Below are 21,092 nucleotides of genomic sequence, written 5' to 3'. Positions count from 1 at the left end.
CTGTTTCAGTGCCGGTGGCCGCACACCGGGCAGGCCGGGTTGGCCGGGATGCCGATGCGGGTGAAGGCCAGATCGCGGCCGTCGATCATGAGCAGCTGGCCCGCCATGCGCGAGCCCAGGCCGGCCAGCAGCTTGAGCGCCTCGGCCGCCTGCAGCGTGCCCACGATGCCCACCAGCGGCGCGAACACGCCCATGGTGGCGCAGCGCGTTTCCTCCACGCCGCTGTCTTCCGGGAACACGCAGGCGTAGCAGGGATTGGCCGCCTCGCGCGTGTCGTACACGCTGAGCTGGCCGTCCATGCGGATGGCCGCACCCGACACCAGCGGCTTGCCGTGCTGCACGCAGGCGCGGTTGATGGCGTGGCGGGTGGCGAAGTTGTCGGTGCAGTCCAGCACCACATCGGCCTGGGCCACCAGGGTGTCGAGCAGGGCGGCATCGGCCCGCTCGGTGACGGGGGTGACCACCGGGTCGGGGTTGATGGCGGCAATCGCCTCGCGCACCGATTCGGCCTTGGGCTGGCCCACGCGGGCCAGGTTGTGGGCGATCTGCCGCTGCAGGTTGGTCTCGTCCACCTCGTCGTGGTCGACCACGGTGATGCGGCCCACGCCGGCGCTGCCCAGGTACAGCGCGGCCGGAGAGCCCAGGCCCCCCGCACCCACGATCAGGGCATGCGAGGCCAGCAGCCGTTCCTGGCCCTCGACCCCGAGTTCATTGAGCAGGATGTGCCGCGAATACCGCAGCAGCTGAGCGTCGTCCAACCCCGGGCCTGTGCGTCAGTTGGCCTTCTTGTCGTCGGTGCTGCGCACCTGCAGCGTCTTGCTCACCAGCACCGGCTTGCCCTTGAGCTGGTTGAGCGCCTGCTGCAGCTGGAAGTCCTTGTCGCTGCCGAACTCCGGCACCAGGCGCTGGCTCGGGTTCTTCCTGGCTTCTTCTTCCAGGCGCTTGCGGGCGGCTTCGCGTTCCTGATCGCGCTGCTGTTCGGCGGCACGCTGGGCATCGGTCATGGGCGCCGGCTTGGCCTCGGTGCCGTTCATGAGGTGCTTCTGCAGGTCGGCCTCGCGGGTGCGCAGGGCGGCGAACACATTGCCTTCGGGCGTTTCGTCCACCATCACGTCGGGCACGATGCCCTTGGCCTGGATGGTGCTGCCCGACGGCGTGTAGTAGCGGGCGGTGGTGAGCTTCAGGCCGGTGTCGGGGCCGAGCGGGCGCACCGTCTGCACCGAGCCCTTGCCGAAGGTCTGGCTGCCCATGATGGTGGCGCGCTTGTGGTCCTGAAGGGCGCCGGCCACGATCTCGCTGGCCGAGGCCGAGCCTTCGTTGACCAGCACCACCAGCGGCACCTTCTTGTAGAAGTTGCGGGTGGCCTGGGCCAGACGGGCCACGTGGTCCGGGCCGCCCCGGGTGAGGTAGTGCTGCGGCACGGCCTTGTAGACCATCTTGCTGTCGGCGGTCTGGCCGTTGGTGGACACCACGGTGACGTCTTCGGGCAGGAAGATGGCCGAGATGGCCACCGCCGCCGGCAGCAGGCCGCCCGGGTCGTTGCGCAGATCGAGCACCAGGCCCTTCATGTTGGGGTCGGCCTTGTACAGCTCCTCGAGCTTGCGGGCCACGTCCTCGGTGGTGCGCTCCTGGAACTGCGATACGCGGATCCAGCCGAAGCCCGGCTCCACGTTGCGCGCCTTCACGCTCTGGGTCTTGATCTCCTCGCGGACGATGGTCACCGGGAAGGTGCGGTCCTCGTCCTTGCGGAAGATGGTCAGCAGCACCTTGGTGCGGGGCTCGCCACGCATCATCTTGACCGCGTCGTTGATGGTCAGGCCCTTGACCGGGGTGTCGTCGATCTTGGTGATCAGGTCGCCGCTTTTCAGGCCGGCGCGGAAAGCGGGCGAATCCTCGATGGGGGACACCACCTTGACCAGGCCGTCCTCCATGCCGATCTCGATGCCCACGCCCACGAAGCGGCCGCTGGTGCCTTCGCGGAATTCCTTGAAGGACTTCTTGTCGAAGTACTGCGAGTGCGGATCGAGGCTGCTGACCATGCCCGAGATGGCCTCGGAGATCAGCTTCTTCTCGTCCACCGGCTCCACGTAGTCGCTCTTGACCATGCCGAACACGGCGGCGAGCTGCTGCAGCTCTTCCAGCGGCAGCGGCGCCAGGCTGCTGCGCGCCGTGGCCTGGAGTTGAACCGTGGTCAGGGCGCCGGCCACCGCACCGACGGCCACCCAACCTGCAATCTTGAGCTTCTGGCCCACCTGTTTCGACATGTCTCGTGTCCTCTGTGACGCTTCAGCGCGGCCGCATGGCCCGCTGGTCGGGCCAATATACACCTACGACCCCCGTGGGACCGCCCGGTTCCCGGGTGTTTCCGGCGGGTTTGTCGCAGGGCGTGCCGGGTGGCCGGTTCAGGCCTTGCCCTGGGCCGCCACGGCGGCCGCAGCACGGGCGGCGGCTTCGGCGTCACCCAGGTAGTAGTGGCGCAGGGGGCGCAGGTTGGCGTCGAGCTCGTACACCAGCGGGATGCCGTTGGGGATGTTGAGGTTGACGATGTCGCTGTCCGAAATGCCGTCCAGGTACTTCACCAGGGCACGGATGCTGTTGCCGTGCGCCGCCACCACCACCCGGCGGCCGGACTGGATGGCTGGCGCCAGCGACTCGTTCCAGAACGGGATGACCCGGGCCACGGTGTCCTTGAGGCATTCGGTCAGCGGCACTTCGTCGGCCTTGAGCAGGGCGTAGCGGCGGTCGCTGCGTTCGCAGCGGGGGTCGGTGGCCTCGAGCGCCGGCGGCGGGGTGTCGTAGCTGCGGCGCCAGATCAGCACCTGCTCGTCGCCGTACTTCGCAGCCATGTCGGCCTTGTTCAGGCCCTGCAGCGCGCCGTAGTGGCGCTCGTTCAGGCGCCAGCTCTTCACCACCGGCAGCCAGGTGCGGTCCATGGCGTCCAGCGTGTACCACAGGGTGTGGATGGCCCGCTTGAGCACGCTGGTGTAGGCGATGTCGAAATCGAAGCCCTCGGCCTTGAGCAGCTGGCCGGCCGACATGGCCTGGGACACGCCGGTGGGGGTGAGGTCCACGTCGGTCCAGCCGGTGAAGCGGTTTTCGAGGTTCCAGGTGGATTCGCCGTGGCGGATCAGGACGAGCTTGTACATGGCAGGCAGGGCAGGTTGGGGCGGAGGAAGGGAAAGCAGGCCGGGGTGCCGCAGGGGCACAGCCCGCCATTCTAAAATCCCGCGCTTGACTACAAAGGTGACCACGTGAGCTTCTTCATCGAGAACTGGGTACTGATCGCAGCCGCATTCGTGTCCGGCGCATTTCTGGTGTGGCCGGCGGTGCGTTCCGGCCAGCGCGCCGGCACCCTGGCCCCCAACGACGCCGTGATGCTGATGAACCGCGAGAAGGCGGTGGTGGTGGACGTGTCGACCGAGGCCGAATTCGCCGCCGGCCACATCATCGGCTCGCGCCATGTGCCGGTGGACGAGGTGGCCGCCAAGCTGGCCGGCACCGTCAAGAACAAGAACCTGCCGGTGATCTTCGTCTGCCCCACCGGCGCCCGCGCCAACCGCGCCGTGGCCGAGGCCCGCAAGCTGGGCTACGAGAAGGCGCATTCCCTCTCGGGCGGCATGGGTGCCTGGCGCGGCGCCGGCCTGCCGGTGGAAAAGGCCTGATCATTCCGCCATGGCCAAAGTCACCATCTACTCCAGCGATTTCTGTCCCTACTGCGCCCGCGCCAAGGCGCTGCTGCAGGCCCGAGGCGTCACCGACTACGAGGAAATCGTGGTCGACGGCAAGCCCGACGTGCGCGCCCGCATGACCGAGATCACCGGCCGCACCAGCGTGCCGCAGATCTTCATCGGCCAGACCCATGTGGGCGGCTGCGACGACCTCCATGCCCTGGACGGCAAAGGGGGCCTGGTGCCCCTGCTGCAGGGCTGACACCCGTGGCCGGACGCCCGGCTGCCGGCTGACATAATCCACGCCGTGCCCGCTGCGGGAACACCTCCCCGGCGGGCCTTTCCTTTTTCTGAACCAGCGAGACACCACCATGGCCGAGAACCTCGACCCCGTTTTCCAGATCCAGCGCGTCTACCTCAAGGAAGCGTCTCTGGAACAGCCCAATTCCCCGGCCATCCTGCTGGAACAGGAGCAGCCCTCGGTCGACATCCAGCTGGGCGTGGAAGCCACCCCGCTGGCCGAAGGCGTGTACGAAGTGGCCGTGACCGCCACCGTGCAGACCAAGATCAAGGACAAGACCGTGTTCCTGGTGGAAGCCAAGCAGGCCGGCATCTTCGAGGTGCGCAACCTGCCCGAGGAACAGATGGGCCCCATCATGGGCATTGCCTGCCCGCAGATCGTCTACCCCTACCTGCGCAGCAACGTGGCCGACATCGTGCAGCGCGCCGGCTTCCCGCCGGTGCACCTGGCCGAGATCAACTTCCAGGCCATGTACGAGCAGCAGCAGGCGCAGCAGGCCCAGCAGGAAGGCTCGCGCATCATCACCAACTGAGCGAACGGCGATGGACATCGCCGTCGTGGGCGCCGGTGCCTGGGGCACCGCACTGGCCATCAGCGCAGCGCGCCATGGCAGGGCGGTCACGCTCTGGGCGCGCGACGCGGCCCAGGCCCAGGCGCTGAGCGCCGACCGCCAGAACCGCCGCTACCTGCCCGGCATCGAGTTGCCGCCCGGCCTGCGCGTGGCCAGCGGTGATCTGCCGCCAGCCGACCTGTACGTGGTGGCTTCGCCCATGGCCGGCCTGCGCGGCTGGCTGACCCGGCTGGCCGACCAGCAGGCCCCGGTGGCCTGGCTGTGCAAGGGTTTCGAGCAGCCCCGCTCCGGCAGCGCTGCGCATGGCCTGCTGGGTCACGAGATCGCTGCCGAGGTGGCCCCTGGCCTGGCCTGCGGCGTGCTCAGCGGCCCCAGCTTTGCCCAGGAAGTGGCGCGCGGCCAGCCCACGGCCGTGGTGGCGGCCAGCGAACACGCTGCCGTGCGCGACGCCCTGGTGGCGGCTTTTCATGGCAGCACCCTGCGGGTGTATGCCAACGACGATGTGGCCGGTGTCGAGGTGGGCGGTGCGGTCAAGAACGTGCTGGCCATTGCCACCGGTCTGTGCGACGGCCTGGGTCTGGGCCTGAACGCGCGGGCCGCCCTCATCACCCGCGGTCTGGCCGAGATGACCCGCCTGGGCATGGCGCTGGGTGCCCGCACCGACACCTTCATGGGCCTCTCCGGCCTGGGCGATCTGGTGCTCACCGCCACCGGCGATCTTTCCCGCAACCGCCAGGTGGGTCGGCTGCTGGCCGAAGGTCGCACGCTGGACCAGGCGGTGGAGTCGCTGGGCCATGTGGCCGAGGGTGTCTACAGTGCCCGCACCGTGGTGCAGCGGGCTGCTGCGCTGGATGTGGACATGCCCATCAGCGCGGCGGTGGTGGCCCTGCTGGAAGGCCGCCTGCAGCCCGCTCAGGCCGTTGCCGAGCTGATGGGCCGCGACCCGAAGCCGGAATCGGCCTGACCCGGGCCGGGTCAGATCTCCAGGTTGTCGATCAGCCGCGTGCGGCCCAGCCGGGCGGCGCCCAGCACCACGAGCGCATCGCCGGGTTGGGGCGGCTGCAGGTCGACCCGCCGGCGCACCGTCAGGTAATCGGGCTGCCAGCCGCGTGCGGCCAGGCCTTCCATGGCGCGGGCTTCCAGCGCGGGCAGGTGTCGCACCAGGCCGTCGGCGGCCGCCAGCGCATCGCGGCCCAGGGCGCGCAGCGCCAGCGACAGCTGCACCGCCTCCAGCCGCTCGGCCTCGCTCAGGTAGCCGTTGCGCGAACTCAGTGCCAGTCCGTCGGCCGCGCGCCGGGTGGGCGCCACCACGATGTCGATGGGCAGCGCGAGCTGCTGCACCATGCGGCGGATGACCATCTGTTGCTGGTAGTCCTTCTGACCGAACACGGCCGTGCGCCGGCCCTTGGCCTCGGCAAAGGCGCACTGGAACAGCTTCATGACCACGGTGCACACGCCGGTGAAGAAACCGGGGCGGAAGTGACCTTCGAGGATGTCGGCCAGCTCGGGTGGCGGCACCACCTTGAAGCCTTGCGGCTCGGGGTAGAGGTCTTTTTCGGACGGGGCAAACACCACGTCGCAGCCGGCCTCGGCCAGACGTGTGCAGTCGGCTTCCAGGGTGCGGGGGTAGGTGTCGAAGTCTTCGTGCGGCGCGAACTGCAGCCGGTTCACGAAGATGCTGGCCACGGTCACGTCGCCCAGGGGCCGGGCGGTGCGCACCAGGTCGATGTGGCCGTCGTGCAGATTGCCCATGGTGGGCACCAGGGCCGGAGCGTCGAAGGGACGCAGCGCCGCCCGCAGGTCGGCGATGGTGTGGACGACTTTCATGTCACCAGGCGTGCAGGGCGTCGTCGGGGAAGCTGCCGTCCTTGACCGCCTTCACATAGGCGGCCATGGCATCGCGCACCGAGGCCGCGCCTTCCATGAAGTTGCGCACGAACTTGGGGTTCTTGCCCAGGTTGATGCCCAGCATGTCGTGCATCACCAGCACCTGGCCGGCGGTGGCCTTGCCGGCCCCGATGCCGATGGTGTGGCAGGTGCGCAGCTGCTGCGTGATCTCGGCGGACAGCGCGGCGGGCACCATCTCCAGCACCAGCATGGTGGCACCGGCGTCCTGCAGTTCCAGGGCATGGCGCTTGAGCTGCAGGGCGGCCGCATCGTCACGGCCCTGCACCCGGTAGCCGCCCAGGGCATGCACCGTCTGGGGCGTGAGGCCCAGGTGGGCGCAGACCGGAATGCCGCGTTCGACCAGGAAGCGCACCGTGTCGGCGGTCCAGCCGCCGCCTTCGAGCTTGATCATGTGGGCACCGGCGCGCACCAGTTCGGCCGCGCTGCGCAGGGCCTGTTCCTTCGATTCGTGGTAGCTGCCGAAGGGCAGGTCGCCGATGACCCAGGCGGTGCCCTGCACCCGGCGCAGGCCGCGCACCACGCTCTCGGTGTGGTAACGCATGGTCTCCAGCGTGACGCCGGCGGTGCTGGACAGACCCTGGCACACCATGCCCAGCGAATCGCCGATGAGGATGCATTCCACGCCGGCTGCGTCGGCCACGGCCGCGAAGGTGGCGTCGTAGGCGGTGAGCATGGTGATCTTCTCGCCGCGCTCGCGCATTTCGTTCAGGCGCGGCAGGCTGACCGGCTTGCGCTGCGGCAGCGGAGAGGCCGCAGGCAGCGTGCCGTACGGCGTGGCCGTGGGAGCGGAGGCTGTGGGGTTGCTCATGGGGTCGACCCTCTGGGGGGTGGGGGTGTCCGAGAATGCGGGACTATAGTCCATCCGCCCCGCAGCTTTCTGCCCGGCTTTTCACTCTGAATTCCCCCCTGTTTTCTTCCCCGTTCGCGGCCTTCATGAAACACCTCTCCGAATACACCCGCGAGGACCTCGACGCCCTGGCCCGCCAGGACGTGGCGCGCGCCCTCGCCGAAGACGTGGGCAGCGGCGACCTGACCGCCGCCCTGGTCGATCCGGCCCGCCGCGCCAGCGCCCGCATCCTGGCCCGCGAATCGGCCGTCATCTGCGGCGCACCCTGGGTCGAGGCGGCCCTGCGCGCGCTCGACCCCACCGCCACCTGGCAGTGGCAGGTGGGCGAGGGCCAGCGCTGCCAGCCCGACCAGGTGGTGCTGACCATCGAAGGCCAGGCCCGCGCCCTGCTGAGCGCCGAGCGCACCGCACTCAATTTCCTGCAGCTGCTCAGCGGCGTGGCCACCGAGACCGCCCGCTATGTGGACGCCGTGGCCGGCACCCGAGCGGCCATCGTCGACACCCGCAAGACCGTGCCCGGCCTGAGGCTGGCGCAGAAGTACGCCGTGACCTGCGGCGGCGGCGTGAACCACCGCATCGGCCTGTTCGACGCGGTGCTGATCAAGGAAAACCACATTGCGGCCGCCGGCGGCGTGGCCCCGGTGCTGCAGCGGGTGCGCGAGACCGCACCGGCCGCCCGCTTCGTGGAAATCGAGGTCGAGACGCTGGCGCAGCTGGACGAAGCCCTGGCCTGCGGCGCCACCATGGTGCTGCTGGACAACATGGACCTGCCCACCCTGATTGATGCGGTGCGCCGCAACGCGGGCCGCGCCATCCTCGAGATCTCGGGCGGCGTGAACTTCGCCACCGTGCGGGCCCTGGCCGAAACCGGCGTGGACCGCATCTCCATCGGGGCCCTCACCAAGGATGTGCGGGCCATCGACTTTTCCATGCGAATGCAATGAGCGAGGGCACACCCATGACCACCGCATCCATCATCGACGTCGAATACGAACAGCCGGCCTGCCCCACGCAGCACGCCTGGGCCCGCGTGCCGGTGGAGCCCGGCCCGGCCCAGCGCGCCGAACTCAAGGACCGCATCCGCCGCCTGCTGCGCGAGCGCAATGCGGTCATGGTGTCGCACTACTACGTGCACCCCGACCTGCAGGACCTGGCCATCGAGACCGGCGGCATCGTCAGCGATTCGCTGGAGATGGCCCGTTTCGGCCGCGACCATGCCGCCACCACGCTGGTGGTCTCGGGCGTGCGCTTCATGGGCGAGACGGCCAAGATCCTGTCGCCGGAAAAGACGGTGCTCATGCCCGATCTGGACGCCAACTGCTCGCTCGACCTGGGCTGCCCCATCGACCAGTTCAGCGCCTTCTGCGACCAGCATCCCGACCGCACCGTGGTGGTGTACGCCAACACCAGCGCGGCGGTGAAGGCCCGTTCCGACTGGCTGGTGACCAGCAGCTGCGCCCTGGACATCGTGCGGGCCCTCAAGGACAAGGGCCACAAGATCCTGTGGGCACCCGACAAGCACCTGGGCGGCTACATCCAGCGCGAGACCGGCGCCGACATGCTGATGTGGAACGGCTCGTGCATCGTGCACGACGAGTTCAAGGCCATCGAGCTGGAGCTGCTCAAGAAGGAGCACCCCGAGGCCAGGGTGCTGGTGCACCCCGAAAGCCCGGCCGATGTGGTGGCCCTGGCCGATGCGGTGGGGTCCACCTCGGCCATCCTCAAGGCCGCGCGCGATCTGGACGCCCCCAGCTACATCGTGGCCACCGACAAGGGCATGCTGCACATGCTGCGCCAGCAGAACCCGGACAAGTTGTTCATCGAGGCACCCACGGCGGGCAACAGCGCCACCTGCAAGAGCTGCGCGCATTGCCCCTGGATGGCCATGAACGGCCTGGCCGGCGTGGCCCGCGTGCTGGAGACCGGCGCCAACGCCATCGAGGTCGATCCGGCGCTCATCCCGCGCGCCCGCCAGCCCATCGACCGCATGCTGGCCTTCACGGCGGCCCACAAGGCCGGCCGCGACGCGGGCGCCCTGGTGCCCGACATCGGCGCGGCGTGATCCCAGCCGTACCGTCCGCCTGCGTCGACTTCGTTGCCACCGGACTGCCGAACCAGCCCGGTCTGCGGCTGGCGTTCGGTGCACCGATGCAGGTGCTGCAGGCCGTCACCCTGGACCAGGTGCGTGGCGTGATCGAGGCGGCCGAAGCCGCGTCGCTGGCGGGCTGCTGGTGCGTGGGGTTCGTGGCCTACGAAGCAGCCGCTGCCTTCGATGCAGCGCTGCCCACCCACCCACCGCAATCTGGGCTTCCCCTGGCCTGGTTTGCGGTGTACTTGCCTTCGACGGTGGCCGAGGACGGGGCTGCAGGCGAACCCGACGCGGTCGGTGCCACCTGGACTGCAGGCGTGTCCCGCGACGGTTTCGACACCGATCTCGCGGCCTTGCACCGCGCCATCGCCGATGGCGAGGTCTACCAGGTCAACCACACCACGCTGCTGAAGGGTCGGCTGCAGACCGGCCGACCCTGGGATTTGTGGGCTGCGCTGCGCCGCGAACAACCGGGCGGCTTCGGTGCCTGGATCGATGGTGGCGACTGGCAGGTGCTCAGCGCCTCGCCCGAGCTGTTCTTCGACTGGAACCGCCGGCAGCTGCTGATGCGCCCCATGAAGGGCACCGCACCGCGCGGCCCGGATCCGGCGAGTGATGCGGCGTGTGCCGCCGCCCTGCGCGCGTCGGCCAAAGAGCGCGCCGAGAACGTGATGATCGTCGACCTGGTGCGCCACGATGTCTCGCGCCTGGCCGAGCCGCATTCGGTGAGCGTGCCCCGGCTGTTCCACCTGGAGCCGCTGCCCACGGTCTGGCAGATGACCTCCGACGTGCAGGCCATCACGCGGCCCGGCATCGGTCTGTGGCAGGTGATGCAGGCGCTGTTTCCCTGTGGTTCCATCACCGGTGCACCCAAGGCGCGGGCCATGCACCACATCCGCCAGCGCGAGCCGGGCCCGCGTGGCGTGTACTGCGGTGCGGTGGGTGTGTTGCGTCCAGGTGGCGGTGCCACCTTCAATGTGGCCATCCGCACCGTTCTGGCCCGCACCACACCGACCGGTGTGGCCCTGCAAGCCGGCGTGGGCAGCGGCATCACCTGGGATGCGCAGCCCGCCAGCGAGTGGCGCGAATGGCAGCACAAGCGCACTTTCATCGAGCGCGCCAGCGCACCGTTCGAGCTGCTCGAAACCCTGGCCTTGCAGGACGGTGTGCTGCGCCACCGCGAACGCCACATGGCCCGCCTTCAGCGCACGGCGGCGCATTTCGGCTTTGCCGCGCAACCTGCCGATGTGCAGGCCTGCCTGGACGCGCTGGCCGCCACTCACCCTCAGGGCCTGTGGCGGGTGCGGCTCACGCTGGACCGCCAGGGCCGGCCGCAGGCCACCGCGGTGGCCATGCCCGACACGCCGGCTGAGGTGCTGCTGGTGCTGGACGACCGGCCCCTGGCCGAGGCGCACCGCGAGTTTGTTCGCTACAAGACCACGCGGCGCGACCACTACGACGCGGCCGCCGCGCGCCACCCCGATGCCTTCGATGTGCTGCTCTGGAACGAGGCCGGTGAACTCACCGAATGCACCCGGGCCAACATCGCCCTGTGCATCGACGGGCAGTGGCTCACGCCGCCTCTGGGTAGCGGCCTGCTGGACGGCGTGGGCAGGGCTGTGGCCCTGGCCGAAGGCCGGGTGCGTGAAGCCGTGCTGACGCTGGACGACCTGGACCGCGCCAGCGCGGTGGCCTGCTTCAACAGCCTGCGCGGCTGGATGCTGGCGCGGCTTCAGCGGCCGGGGGGCACCAGGATGGTGGGTCTGGCCTCGGGCAGCAGGTCCGGGTAGTCCAGGCTGTAGTGCAGGCCGCGGCTCTCGCGGCGCAGCAGGGCCGACATGACGATCAGGTCGGCCACCTGCACCAGGTTGCGCAGCTCCAGCAGGTCGCGGGTGACGTGGAAGCTGGCGTAGAACTCGTGGATTTCGCGCTGCAGCAGGGTGATGCGGTGGGCGGCGCGCTCCAGCCGCTTGTTGGTGCGCACGATGCCCACGTAGTCCCACATGAAGCGGCGCAGCTCGTCCCAGTTGTGCGAGATGACGACCATCTCGTCGGCATCGGTCACGCGGCTGTCGTCCCACAGCGGCAGGGCCGGGGGCTGCGGCGCGGGCGCCTGGCGGATGGCCGACACGGCGGCCTGGGCGAACACCATGCACTCCACCAGCGAGTTGCTGGCCAGCCGGTTGGCGCCGTGCAGGCCGGTGCAGGTGGTCTCGCCCACGGCGTACAGGCCGGCCACCTCGGTACGGCCGTTGAGGTCGGTGACCACGCCACCGCAGGTGTAGTGGGCCGCCGGCACCACCGGGATGGGTTCGCGGGTGATGTCGATGCCCAGCTCGGCGCAGCGTGCCAGGATGTTGGGGAAGTGTTCGCGCAGGAACTCGGGGCTCTGGTGCGAGATGTCCAGGTGCACGCAGTCCAGGCCGTGCTTCTTCATCTCGTAATCGATGGCCCGGGCCACCACGTCGCGCGGGGCCAGTTCGGCGCGCGGGTCGTGGTCGGGCATGAAGCGGTGGCCGCCCAGGTGCGGCGGCAGCTTGAGCAGGCCGCCCTCGCCGCGCACCGCCTCGGTGATCAGGAAGCTCTTGGCGTGCGGGTGGTACAGGCAGGTCGGGTGGAACTGGATGAACTCCATGTTGCCGACCTGGCACCCCGCGCGCCAGGCCGCGGCAATGCCGTCGCCGGTGGCGGTGTCGGGGTTGGTGGTGTAGAGGTAGACCTTGCCGGCGCCGCCGGTGGCCAGCACGGTGTGGCCGGCTTCGAAGGTCATGACCTCGTCTTTTTCGGTGTCCAGCACATAGGCGCCGAAGCAGCGGCGCTCGCCCGGGGCACCGGACGAACCCGGCAGCTGCCGGTCGGTGATCAGGTCCACCAGCATGTGGTGCTCGAACACGGTCACGTTGGGTGTGCGGCGCACCCGCTCCACCAGGGTGGCCTGCACGGCTGCGCCGGTGGCATCGGCCGCGTGCACGATGCGCCGGTGGCTGTGGCCGCCCTCGCGGGTGAGGTGCAGCTCGCCGTGCTCGGTGGTGAAGGGCACGCCCAGTTCCTGCAGCCAGCTGATGGCGGCCGGGGCGTTCTCCACCGTGAACTGGGTGGCTTCCAGGTCGCACAGGCCGGCGCCGGCCACCAGGGTGTCGTCCACGTGCGAGGCATAGCTGTCGCCCTCGGCCAGCACGGCGGCAATGCCGCCCTGGGCCCAGTTGCTGGAGCCGTCCAGCAGGGCGCGCTTGGTGATCACCGCCACGCGGTGGGTGGGGGCCAGGTTCAGCGCGGCGGTGAGGCCTGCCAGCCCGCTGCCGATGATGAGGACGTCGAAGCGGTGGATGTCGGTCATGGATGTGGGGGTGGCTAGCTGGGCGAGTACGCCAGCCGCACGTAAATGGGGGCGAAGGCCTCGGCCTGGGTGAGCTCGATCAGGGTTTCCTTGGCCAGCTCCAGCATGGCGATGAAGGTCACCACCAGCACCGGCGTGCCCCGGCTCACGTCGAACAGTTCGCCGAACTCGACGAAGCGCCGGCCCTGCAGCTGGCGCAGCACGATGCTCATGTGTTCACGCACCGACAGCTCCTCGCGGCTGATGCGGTGGTGCTGCACCAGCTTCGCGCGGCGCAGGATGTCGCGCCAGGCCGACTGCAGGTCCACCACGTGCACGTCCGGGAAACGCGGCACCAGGGCCTGCTCCACGTACACGGCGGCGCGCAGGAAGTCGCGACCGTACTGCGGCACCTCGGCCAGCCGGTGGGCGGCCAGCTTCATCTGTTCGTACTCCAGCAGGCGGCGCACCAGCTCGGCCCGGGGGTCTTCGGCTTCCTCGCCCTCGGCCACCTTCTTGGGCGGCAGCAGCATGCGGCTCTTGATCTCGATCAGCATGGCCGCCATCAGCAGGTACTCGGCGGCCAGCTCCAGGTTGCCGGCGCGGATCTCGTCGACGTAGGCCAGGTACTGGCGGGTGACCGCCGCCATGGGGATGTCGAGGATGTTGAAGTTCTGCTTGCGGATCAGGTAGAGCAGCAGGTCCAGCGGGCCTTCGAAGGCTTCCAGGAACACCTGCAGCGCATCGGGCGGTATGTAGAGGTCCTGCGGCAGCTTGAACAGCGGCTCGCCGTACAGGCGGGCCAGCGCCACGTGGTCCACCACCGAGGGCATCACCTGGTCGATGCCGGGTGGCGCCTCGTCCAGCGAGGGGACCTCGGGGCTGCTCATGGGCGGGTGATCACTTCAGACCGGATTCGGTCTGGTAGACGTAGGGTTTCTGCGCCACGCGGGCGGCCTGCGCCTGAGCCTGGAATTCGGCGTCCACCGGGCGGTCCCAGAGCAGGGCACGGCCCTGGCGCTGCTCCTGTTCCAGCGTGGGCTTGGCGGCCTTGAGCTGGTCGATGAACTGGGTGGCATCGGACTGGTAGTCGGGGCGGCGGAAGAACGGCATGGTGGGCTGGGGCAAGGCGTAAAGGAAGCGATTTTAAGCCGGGGGGTCTGTACGTCCGGTCACAGCGCCGGGTACACCCCACCGTACACTGGAACAACTTTCCAAAGGGGGATTTCGCGATGAACCAACAGACCGGCTGGCCGGGCGCCGTGGCACGGCTGGCCCGCAATGCACTGGCGGTGCTGGGGGCGGTGGGACTGGTGGGCGCCTGCGACCTCAAGAACATCGCCGAGCTGGAGCCCGGCGTGTCCACCGAGGCCGACGTCAAGGAGCGGTTCGGCCCGCCCGAAGCGGTGTGGGACGGCGAGGACGGTGCCCAGATCTACGAATACAACCGCCAGCCCGAGGGCGTGGTGAACTACATGATCACCATCGGCCCGGACGGCAAGCTCGCCCGCATCGAGCAGGTGCTGACCGAAGCCAACTTCGACCGGGTGCAGCCCGGCATGCCCATGGAGCAGGTGCGCCGCATGCTGGGCAAGCCGCGCAAGGTGACCACCTATGCGCTCAAGCAGGAAACCCACTACGACTGGCGTTACCAGCCGCAGAGCTCGACCGAGATGTGGATCTTCAGCGCGGTGTTCAACACCGACATGCGGGTGGTGAACACCCTGCGCACGCCGGACCCGGACATCCAGAACCGGCGCTGAGTCAGTTCACCCGCATGCCGGGCTGGGCGCCCGGCCAGGGCTTGAGCACGAAGATGCCGGGCTGGGCCTTCTCGTCGGCATGGCTGGCGGCCAGCACCATGCCTTCGCTCACGCCGAACTTCATCTTGCGCGGCGCCAGGTTGGCCACCATGACGGTCATCTGGCCGATCAGGTCTTCCGGCTGGTACATGCTGGCGATGCCGCTGAACACGTTGCGGTGGCGGCCTTCGCCCACATCCAGCGTGAGGCGCAGCAGCTTGGTCGAGCCTTCCACCGCTTCGCAGTTGACGATCTGCGCGATGCGCAGGTCGACCTTGGTGAAGTCGTCGATGGTGATGGTGTCGGCCACGGCTTCGCCGCCGGGCAGCGGGGCGGCTTCCACCGGCGCTGCGGGTGGCTCGAAGAGGGCGTCGAGCTGCTTCGGGTCGACCCGCTGCATCAGGTGCTGGTAGGGCTGGATGCTGGCCACCAGCGAGGCGTTGTGCCAGTTGCCCAGGTCGGCGCCGGTCAGGGCCTGCACGCGGCTGGCGATGTCGGGCAGCACCGGCGCCAGGTAGCGGGCCAGCGTGGTGAAGGCGTTCACCAGCACCGAACACACCTGCTGCAGGCGCGGGTCGTTGGCCGGGTCCTTGGCCAGGTCCCAGGGCTTGTGCTGGTCCACATAGGCATTGACCCGGTCGGCCAGCGCCATGATCTCGCGCATGGCGCGGCCGTATTCGCGCCCGTCGTAGTGCGCGGCGATGCCGGCGCTCGCGGTGCGGATGTCGGCCAGCAGGGCCGTGCCCTGGTCGTCGAAAGTCTGGGTGAGCTGGCCGCCGAATCGCTTGGTCAGGAAGCCGGCCGAGCGCGAGACGATGTTGACGAACTTGCCGATCAGGTCGCTGTTGACCCGCAGCATGAAGTCTTCGCGGTTGAAGTCCACGTCCTCGTTGCGGGCCGAGAGCTTGGCCGCCAGGTAGTAGCGCAGCCACTCGGGGTTCATGCCGAGCTGCAGGTACTTGAGCGGGTCCAGGCCGGTGCCCCGGCTCTTGCTCATCTTCTCGCCGTTGTTGATGGTGAGGAAGCCGTGCACGAACACCGCATTGGGCACCTTGCGGCCGCTGAAATGCAGCATGGCCGGCCAGAACAGGGTGTGGAAGGTGATGATGTCCTTGCCGATGAAGTGGTACTGCTCGGTGAACGGGTCGGCCATGAAGGCGTCGAAGTCGCGGCCGGTCTTGCCGAACAGGTTCTTCAGCGAGGCGAGATACCCGATGGGCGCGTCCAGCCACACATAGAAGTACTTGCCCGGCGCGTCCGGGATCTCGATGCCGAAGTAGGGCGCGTCGCGGCTGATGTCCCAGTCGCCCATCCTGGGCTTGCCGTCTTCACCCGGCGCGATCCACTCGGTGATCTTGTTGAGCACCTCGGGCTGCACCGCGCCGTTGTTCGTCCAGCCGGCCAGGAATTCGAGGCAGCGCGGGTCGGACAGCTTGAAGAAGAAGTGGTCCGAGGTTTTCAGCACCGGCGTGGCGCCCGAGAGCGCCGAGTACGGGTTCCTGAGTTCGGTGGGGGCGTACACCGCACCGCACACCTCGCAGTTGTCGCCGTACTGGTCCTTGGCGCCGCACTTGGGGCATTCGCCCTTGATGAAGCGGTCGGGCAGGAACATGGCCTTTTCCGGATCGAAGAACTGCTCGATGGTGCGGGTCTCGATCAGGCCGGCGGCCTTGAGGTCGCGGTACACCGCCTGGGCCAGTTCGTGGTTCTCGGGGCCGTCGGTGCTGTGCCAGTTGTCGAAGCCGATGTGGAAGCCGTTCAGGTACTGGGGCCGGCCGGCGGCGATGTCGGCCACGAACTGCTGCGGCGTCTTGCCGGCCTTTTCGGCCGCGATCATGATCGGCGCGCCGTGCGCATCGTCGGCGCACACGAAGTTCACCTCGTGGCCCTGCATGCGCTGGAAACGCACCCAGATGTCGGCCTGGATGTATTCCATGATGTGGCCGATGTGGAAGTGGCCGTTGGCGTAGGGCAGGGCGGTGGTGACGAACAGTCGGCGCTGGCTCATGGCGGGTGCGATCCAAAAGGGGAACCCGTGATTTTAGGCCGGGGGATGTCCGCACGAGGACTGTGTGAATCCCGCCGCCCGGGCCGGGGCGGTAGACTCTCGGCCGCATTCGATACCCTGCCCCCTTCCCGGGCACCCATCCTCATTCCCCCGGAGACTCTCCCCCATGGCCGTCGATCAACAGGCGCTGCTGTCCGCATTGCAAGCTGTCCAGGACCCGAACACCGGGCGCGATTTCGTCTCGACCAAGGCGCTGAAGAACCTGCAGCTGCAGGACGGCGACGTGTCCTTCGACATCGAGCTGGGCTACCCGGCCAAGAGCCAGATGCCGGCCCTGCGCAAGGCCCTGATCGCCGCCGCCAAGGGCGTGGCCGGCGTGGAGAACGTGTCGGTCAACCTCACCACCAAGGTGATCGCGCACGCGGTGCAGCGCGGCGTGCAGCTCATGCCCAACGTGAAGAACATCGTGGCCGTGGCGTCCGGCAAGGGCGGCGTGGGCAAGAGCACCACCGCGGTCAACCTGGCCCTGGCCCTGGCCGCCGAGGGTGCCAAGGTCGGCATCCTGGACGCCGACATCTACGGCCCCAGCCAGCCCATGATGCTGGGCGTGGAAGGCCGGCCCGAGAGCAGCGACGGCAAGACCATGGAGCCGCTGGAGAACTACGGCATCCAGGTGATTTCCATCGGTTTCCTGATCGACCGCGACGAAGCCATGATCTGGCGCGGCCCCATGGCCACCCAGGCGCTGGAGCAGCTGCTGCGCCAGACCAACTGGAAAGACCTCGACTACCTGATCGTCGACATGCCCCCGGGCACCGGCGACATCCAGCTCACCCTGTCGCAGCGCGTGCCGCTGACCGGCGCGGTGATCGTGACCACCCCGCAGGACATCGCCCTGCTGGATGCCCGCAAGGGCATCAAGATGTTCGAGAAGGTGGGCGTGCCCATCCTGGGCATCGTGGAGAACATGGCGGTGCACGTGTGCGAGAAGTGCGGCCATGTGGAGCACATCTTCGGGGCTGATGGCGGCAAGAACATGGCGGCCGAGTACGGCATGGACTACCTGGGCGCCCTGCCGCTGAACATGAGCATCCGGGTGCAGGCCGACAGCGGCATGCCCACCGTGGTGGCCGACCCCGAGGGCGAGATCGCCGGCCTGTACAAGGGTGTGGCGCGTCAGGTGGCCATCAAGATCGCGGCCAAGGCCAAGGACTTCTCGTCCAAGTTCCCCAGCATCAAGATCTCCAAGGACACCTGATGCGGTGCGGGGCCTTCGGCCCCGCGGTTCCGCTCAGGCCGCCTGCTCGCGTTCCCGCAGGCGGAAGCGCTGGATCTTGCCGGTGGCCGTCTTGGGCAGGTCCGGCAGGAACTCGATGAAGCGCGGGTACTTGTAGGGCGCCAGCTTCTCCTTCACGAAGGCCTGCAGCTCGGCCTCGCTGGCCTGCTGGCCGGGCTTGAGCACGACGAACGCCTTGGTCTTGGTCAGGCCGTCGGCGTCCACCTTGCCGATCACGGCGGCCTCCAGCACGGCCGGGTGCTGCACCAGCGTGCCCTCCACCTCGAACGGGCTCACATAGATGCCGCTGACCTTGAGCATGTCGTCGTTGCGGCCGGCGTAGGTGTAGCTGCCGTCGGCGTTGCGCACGTACTTGTCGCCGCTCTTGGTCCAGCCGCCCTGGAAGGTGTCGCGCGACTTGGCGCGGTTGTTCCAGTACATCAGCGCCGCGCTGGGTCCGTGGATGTAGAGGTCGCCGATCTCGCTGGAACCGTCGGCGTTCTGACCGACCGGCTGGCCGTCTTCGCCGCGCAGCTCCAGTTCGTAGCCGGGCACCGGAAAGCCGGTGGTGCCGTAGCGCACCTGGCCCGGGATGTTGGAGAGGAAGATGTGCAGCATCTCGGTGGAGCCGATGCCGTCGATGATTTCCACGCCGAAGTGGCGGGTCCAGCGTTCGCCGATGTCCTGCGGCAGGGCCTCGCCGGCCGACGAGCACAGCCGCAGTGCCACCGCCGAGCGCGGCGGCAGGTCGGGGCTGGCCAGCATGCCGCCATAGCCGGTGGGGGCACCGCAGAAGATGGTGGGTTTGAGCTCGGTGAAGCGCTTGAAGACCGCCTGCGGCGTGGCCCGCTCGGCCATCAGCACCACGCTGGCGCCCACGCTCAACGGGAAGGTCAGGGCGTTGCCCAGGCCATAGGCAAAGAACAGCTTGGCGGCCGAGAACACCACGTCGGACTCGTTCATGCCCAGCACCGCGCGGCCATACAGCTCGGCGGTCCAGTACAGGTTGGCCTGGGTGTGCACCGTGCCCTTGGGTGCACCGGTGGAGCCGCTGGAGTAGAGCCAGAAAGCCGGTTCCTCGCCGTGGGTGTCGGCGGCTTCGGCCGGCGTGCTGCGGGCCACCAGGGCGGCAAAGTCGTGCGCGCCGGCGGGCAGCTCGGTGCCGCGCGAGACGATGAGGTGGGCCAGCGGGTGCCCCTCGGCCAGGGCGGTCTGCAGCGTGGGCAGCAGCGCACCCGAGACGATGGCGGCCTGCGCGCGGCTGTCGGCCAGCATGTAGGCGTAGTCCTTGGCGGTGAGCAGCGTGTTCACGGCGACCGGCACCACGCCGGCGTGCAGGCAGCCCAGGAAGGCCACCACCCAGTCGCTGCTGTCGTGGGCCAGCAGCAGCACACGTTCCTCGCGCCGCAGGCCCAGGTCGGCCAGGCCGCCGGCGAAGCGCCGCACCTGGTCGGCCAGTTCGCCGTAGGTGGTGCGGCCCTGGTCGTCGATCAGCGCGGTCTTGCCGGCGCGGCCGGCATTGAGTTCGATCAGGTGCCGGGCGAAGTTGAAGCGGGCGGGCGGCGCGGTGACGGGGGTGGCGCTCATGGTGGGTGTCTCCTCAGGGCTGGAAAGCGTGGCCGCTGGCGGCCAGGTCGTCAAGCGCGGCGGTGCTGGCCTGCACCGCGCTGCGGCGGTGGTAGAAGCCCAGCGCCCGCAGGCCGCCGAGTTCTTCACCACCCCCCGCGCGGCCCGGACCGCCGTGCAGGGATTGCGGCATGACGTTGCCGTGGCCGGTGTGCAGGCTGGCCACATCGGGGCTGATGGCGTGCACCCGACCGTGCATCGGGGCGAGTGCCAGCGAAGCGCGAGCGATGAAGGCCGGGTCGGCGCTGTAGACCGAGCACACCAGCGAACCTTCGCCACGGGCGATGAGTTCCAGGGCCTGGGCTTCGTCGTCACAGGCCATGAGCGTGGCCACCGGGCCGAACACCTCCACCCGGTGCAGCACGTCGGCCCGGGCCGGCTCGGTGCAGCCCAGCAGGGTGGGCGCCACGCAGGCGGCAACTTTCGGGTCGGCGTCCACCAGCGGAATGGCGCTGCCGTCGAACAGCACGGTGGCCTCGGCCTTGAGCTGGGCCAGGCCGGCGCGCACGTTGTCGGCCTGCTCGCGGCTGACCAGCGAGCCCATGCGCACGGCTTCATTCCGCGGGTTGCCCACCGTCACCTTGGCCAGTTTGGCGGCGATGGCCTGGGCGGTGGCGTCGAACAACGCACGCGGCACAAAGATGCGGCGGATGGCGGTGCACTTCTGGCCGCTCTTGACCGTCATTTCGCGCACCACTTCGCTCACCAGCAGGTTGAAGGCTTCGCTGCCCTCAGCGGCCGCGGGGTCGAGCAGGGCGCTGTTGAGGCTGTCGGCCTCGATGTTGCAGCGCACCGAGTGTTCGGCCACGGCCGGGTGGCTGCGGATGATGCGGGCGGTGTCGGCCGAACCGGTGAAGGACACCACGTCGAAGGGCTGCAGGCAGTCCATGAGGCCGGCGGACGAGCCACACACCACCGACAGCGCGCCGGGTGGCAGAACGCCGGCGTCCACCACGTCCTGCACCATGCGCTGGGTCAGCCAGGCGGTGGCGGTGGCGGGCTTGATGATCACCGGCACGCCCGAGAGCAGGGCGGGCGCGGCCTTCTCCCACAGGCCCCACGAGGGGAAGTTGAAGGCGTTGATGAACAGCGCCACGCCCGGCGTGGGCGTGAGGATGTGCTGGCTCTGGAACAGCGGGTCCTTGCCCAGGCGGATGCGCTCGCCATCGAGCAGGCAGCGCGCCTCCCCCAGGCGCTCGCCCATGCGGGCGTAGGTGGACAGCGTGAAGATGCCGCCGTCGATGTCGACCGCCGAGTCGCGGGTCACGGTGCCCGAGTTGGCGGTGGCAATGGCGTAGTAAGCGTCCTTGTTAGCCTGCAGCACGTTCACCATGGCGCTCAGCAGGGCGGCGCGTTCGCGGTAGCTCAGGGCCCGCAGGGCGCGGCCGCCCTGTTCGCGGGCAAAGGCAAAGGCGGCCGGCAGGTTCAGGCCGGCGCTGCTCACCCGGGCCAGCTCGGTGCCCAGCACCGGGTCGAACAGCGGCAGGCCTGGGCCGGTGCCGGTCTGCCAGCGGCCCTCCACGAAGTTGGGCAGCAGGGGTGCGGGGGTGGTCGTGGAGGTCATGGATCGGCTCGAAAAAGCAGCGGTGTGGAACGGCGGGGTGGCCGCGAGGACAGGAATGGCGCTATAACTGCACTATCTTGCAGCTCGGCTAATGTGCATTAAAGTGCATGTCTTGT

General features: G+C 69.0%; 20 protein-coding genes. 9 read left to right on the top strand and 11 right to left on the bottom strand.

Annotation, left to right across the window (positions count from 1 at the left end; all coding sequences use genetic code 11):
* Positions 1-5 precede the first annotated feature (5 nt).
* From WD026_RS08880 to gpmA, 3 genes are all read right to left on the bottom strand, one after another.
* Positions 6-758, bottom strand: a complete 753-nt coding sequence (locus WD026_RS08880) for a HesA/MoeB/ThiF family protein (protein ID WP_425723310.1) — start codon at positions 756-758, stop codon at positions 6-8.
* 15 nt (positions 759-773) lie between these two features.
* The gene (locus WD026_RS08875; RefSeq protein WP_425723742.1) at positions 774-2,252 is read right to left on the bottom strand and encodes a S41 family peptidase; all 1,479 of its coding nucleotides are present in this window, start codon (positions 2,250-2,252) and stop codon (positions 774-776) included.
* Between the two features lie 150 nt (positions 2,253-2,402).
* Positions 2,403-3,146 carry a 2,3-diphosphoglycerate-dependent phosphoglycerate mutase gene (gene gpmA / locus WD026_RS08870; RefSeq protein ID WP_425723309.1) on the bottom strand — a complete coding sequence of 248 codons (744 nt, stop codon included), beginning with the start codon at positions 3,144-3,146 and terminating at the stop codon, positions 2,403-2,405.
* A 105-nt stretch (positions 3,147-3,251) separates the two neighbouring features.
* Here gpmA and WD026_RS08865 point away from each other — a divergent pair, with 105 nt between their 5' ends.
* The 4 genes from WD026_RS08865 to WD026_RS08850 all read left to right on the top strand — a co-directional run bounded on the left by WD026_RS08865 (position 3,252) and on the right by WD026_RS08850 (position 5,504).
* Positions 3,252-3,662 carry a rhodanese-like domain-containing protein gene (locus tag WD026_RS08865; protein WP_425723308.1) on the top strand — a complete coding sequence of 137 codons (411 nt, stop codon included), beginning with the start codon at positions 3,252-3,254 and terminating at the stop codon, positions 3,660-3,662.
* 10 nt (positions 3,663-3,672) lie between these two features.
* Positions 3,673-3,930, top strand: coding sequence for a glutaredoxin 3 (gene grxC / locus WD026_RS08860; protein WP_425723307.1), 258 nt, complete (start codon positions 3,673-3,675; stop codon positions 3,928-3,930).
* Between the two features lie 109 nt (positions 3,931-4,039).
* Positions 4,040-4,501 (top strand): protein-export chaperone SecB, encoded by a 462-nt coding sequence (gene secB, locus WD026_RS08855; protein ID WP_425723306.1) that lies wholly within the window; start codon positions 4,040-4,042, stop codon positions 4,499-4,501.
* A gap of 10 nt (positions 4,502-4,511) precedes the next feature.
* A complete protein-coding gene (locus WD026_RS08850) occupies positions 4,512-5,504 on the top strand; it encodes an NAD(P)H-dependent glycerol-3-phosphate dehydrogenase (RefSeq protein WP_425723305.1) in 993 nt (330 codons plus the stop codon).
* Positions 5,505-5,515: 11 nt separating this feature from the next.
* Here WD026_RS08850 and panC read toward each other — a convergent pair whose 3' ends face one another.
* Positions 5,516-6,367, bottom strand: a complete 852-nt coding sequence (panC, locus tag WD026_RS08845) for a pantoate--beta-alanine ligase (RefSeq protein WP_425723304.1) — start codon at positions 6,365-6,367, stop codon at positions 5,516-5,518.
* 1 nt (position 6,368) lies between these two features.
* Positions 6,369-7,256 carry a 3-methyl-2-oxobutanoate hydroxymethyltransferase gene (gene panB / locus WD026_RS08840; RefSeq protein ID WP_425723303.1) on the bottom strand — a complete coding sequence of 296 codons (888 nt, stop codon included), beginning with the start codon at positions 7,254-7,256 and terminating at the stop codon, positions 6,369-6,371.
* A gap of 125 nt (positions 7,257-7,381) precedes the next feature.
* On the opposite strand from panB, the gene nadC reads away from it, so the two are divergent.
* Genes nadC through WD026_RS08825 form a run of 3 tightly spaced genes read left to right on the top strand, consistent with a single transcriptional unit; the run spans position 7,382 to position 11,174 of the window.
* On the top strand, positions 7,382-8,239 hold the full coding sequence (gene nadC / locus WD026_RS08835) for a carboxylating nicotinate-nucleotide diphosphorylase (protein WP_425723302.1): 858 nt from the start codon (positions 7,382-7,384) through the stop codon (positions 8,237-8,239).
* Between the two features lie 14 nt (positions 8,240-8,253).
* Positions 8,254-9,357, top strand: coding sequence for a quinolinate synthase NadA (gene nadA, locus WD026_RS08830; RefSeq protein WP_425723301.1), 1,104 nt, complete (start codon positions 8,254-8,256; stop codon positions 9,355-9,357).
* Positions 9,354-11,174, top strand: coding sequence for a chorismate-binding protein (locus tag WD026_RS08825; protein ID WP_425723300.1), 1,821 nt, complete (start codon positions 9,354-9,356; stop codon positions 11,172-11,174). The genes nadA and WD026_RS08825 overlap by 4 nt, the downstream gene beginning before the upstream one ends.
* On the opposite strand, the gene nadB is transcribed toward WD026_RS08825, so the two are convergent.
* The 3 genes from nadB to WD026_RS08810 are packed head-to-tail and all read right to left on the bottom strand — an operon-like array spanning position 11,117 to position 13,813.
* A complete protein-coding gene (gene nadB, locus WD026_RS08820) occupies positions 11,117-12,721 on the bottom strand; it encodes an L-aspartate oxidase (protein WP_425723299.1) in 1,605 nt (534 codons plus the stop codon). The two genes, WD026_RS08825 and nadB, sit on opposite strands and share 58 nt — an antisense overlap.
* Positions 12,722-12,735: 14 nt before the next feature.
* Positions 12,736-13,590, bottom strand: coding sequence for a segregation and condensation protein A (locus tag WD026_RS08815; protein WP_425723298.1), 855 nt, complete (start codon positions 13,588-13,590; stop codon positions 12,736-12,738).
* Positions 13,591-13,600: 10 nt separating this feature from the next.
* On the bottom strand, positions 13,601-13,813 hold the full coding sequence (locus tag WD026_RS08810; RefSeq protein WP_425723741.1) for a DUF3460 family protein: 213 nt from the start codon (positions 13,811-13,813) through the stop codon (positions 13,601-13,603).
* A gap of 119 nt (positions 13,814-13,932) precedes the next feature.
* Here WD026_RS08810 and bamE point away from each other — a divergent pair, with 119 nt between their 5' ends.
* Entirely contained in the window at positions 13,933-14,463 is a 531-nt protein-coding gene (gene bamE, locus WD026_RS08805) for an outer membrane protein assembly factor BamE domain-containing protein (protein ID WP_425723297.1), read from the top strand.
* A 1-nt stretch (position 14,464) separates the two neighbouring features.
* Here bamE and metG read toward each other — a convergent pair whose 3' ends face one another.
* Complete coding sequence (metG, locus tag WD026_RS08800) at positions 14,465-16,510, bottom strand: methionine--tRNA ligase (RefSeq protein WP_425723296.1); 2,046 nt, start codon at positions 16,508-16,510, stop codon at positions 14,465-14,467.
* 166 nt (positions 16,511-16,676) lie between these two features.
* Between metG and apbC the strand changes: the two genes are divergently transcribed.
* Positions 16,677-17,768, top strand: coding sequence for an iron-sulfur cluster carrier protein ApbC (gene apbC, locus WD026_RS08795; RefSeq protein ID WP_425723295.1), 1,092 nt, complete (start codon positions 16,677-16,679; stop codon positions 17,766-17,768).
* A gap of 33 nt (positions 17,769-17,801) precedes the next feature.
* On the opposite strand, the gene WD026_RS08790 is transcribed toward apbC, so the two are convergent.
* A complete protein-coding gene (locus WD026_RS08790) occupies positions 17,802-19,373 on the bottom strand; it encodes a benzoate-CoA ligase family protein (protein ID WP_425723294.1) in 1,572 nt (523 codons plus the stop codon).
* Positions 19,374-19,386: 13 nt separating this feature from the next.
* Positions 19,387-20,976: a 3,4-dehydroadipyl-CoA semialdehyde dehydrogenase gene (locus tag WD026_RS08785; protein ID WP_425723293.1), complete on the bottom strand. Its 1,590-nt coding sequence runs from the start codon at positions 20,974-20,976 to the stop codon at positions 19,387-19,389.
* Positions 20,977-21,092 lie beyond the last annotated feature (116 nt).

The sequence above is a fragment of the Hydrogenophaga sp. R2 genome, from assembly GCF_049843595.1.
In the GTDB taxonomy this organism is placed as follows: Bacteria; Pseudomonadota; Gammaproteobacteria; order Burkholderiales; family Burkholderiaceae_C; genus Hydrogenophaga.
This window is presented reverse-complemented; position numbering and strand designations above follow the sequence as displayed.

Excerpts from the sequence above, each read along its gene's own strand:
- WD026_RS08785 (WP_425723293.1), bottom strand. The coding sequence starts at position 20,976 with ATGACCTCCACGACCACCCCCGCACCCCTGCTGCCCAACTTCGTGGAG.
- bamE (WP_425723297.1), top strand. The coding sequence starts at position 13,933 with ATGAACCAACAGACCGGCTGGCCGGGCGCCGTGGCACGGCTGGCCCGC.
- metG (WP_425723296.1), bottom strand. The coding sequence starts at position 16,510 with ATGAGCCAGCGCCGACTGTTCGTCACCACCGCCCTGCCCTACGCCAAC.
- apbC (WP_425723295.1), top strand. The coding sequence starts at position 16,677 with ATGGCCGTCGATCAACAGGCGCTGCTGTCCGCATTGCAAGCTGTCCAG.
- grxC (WP_425723307.1), top strand. The coding sequence starts at position 3,673 with ATGGCCAAAGTCACCATCTACTCCAGCGATTTCTGTCCCTACTGCGCC.
- WD026_RS08790 (WP_425723294.1), bottom strand. The coding sequence starts at position 19,373 with ATGAGCGCCACCCCCGTCACCGCGCCGCCCGCCCGCTTCAACTTCGCC.
- WD026_RS08815 (WP_425723298.1), bottom strand. The coding sequence starts at position 13,590 with ATGAGCAGCCCCGAGGTCCCCTCGCTGGACGAGGCGCCACCCGGCATC.
- secB (WP_425723306.1), top strand. The coding sequence starts at position 4,040 with ATGGCCGAGAACCTCGACCCCGTTTTCCAGATCCAGCGCGTCTACCTC.
- panB (WP_425723303.1), bottom strand. The coding sequence starts at position 7,256 with ATGAGCAACCCCACAGCCTCCGCTCCCACGGCCACGCCGTACGGCACG.
- WD026_RS08850 (WP_425723305.1), top strand. The coding sequence starts at position 4,512 with ATGGACATCGCCGTCGTGGGCGCCGGTGCCTGGGGCACCGCACTGGCC.
- panC (WP_425723304.1), bottom strand. The coding sequence starts at position 6,367 with ATGAAAGTCGTCCACACCATCGCCGACCTGCGGGCGGCGCTGCGTCCC.
- nadA (WP_425723301.1), top strand. The coding sequence starts at position 8,254 with ATGACCACCGCATCCATCATCGACGTCGAATACGAACAGCCGGCCTGC.
- gpmA (WP_425723309.1), bottom strand. The coding sequence starts at position 3,146 with ATGTACAAGCTCGTCCTGATCCGCCACGGCGAATCCACCTGGAACCTC.
- nadB (WP_425723299.1), bottom strand. The coding sequence starts at position 12,721 with ATGACCGACATCCACCGCTTCGACGTCCTCATCATCGGCAGCGGGCTG.
- WD026_RS08810 (WP_425723741.1), bottom strand. The coding sequence starts at position 13,813 with ATGCCGTTCTTCCGCCGCCCCGACTACCAGTCCGATGCCACCCAGTTC.
- nadC (WP_425723302.1), top strand. The coding sequence starts at position 7,382 with ATGAAACACCTCTCCGAATACACCCGCGAGGACCTCGACGCCCTGGCC.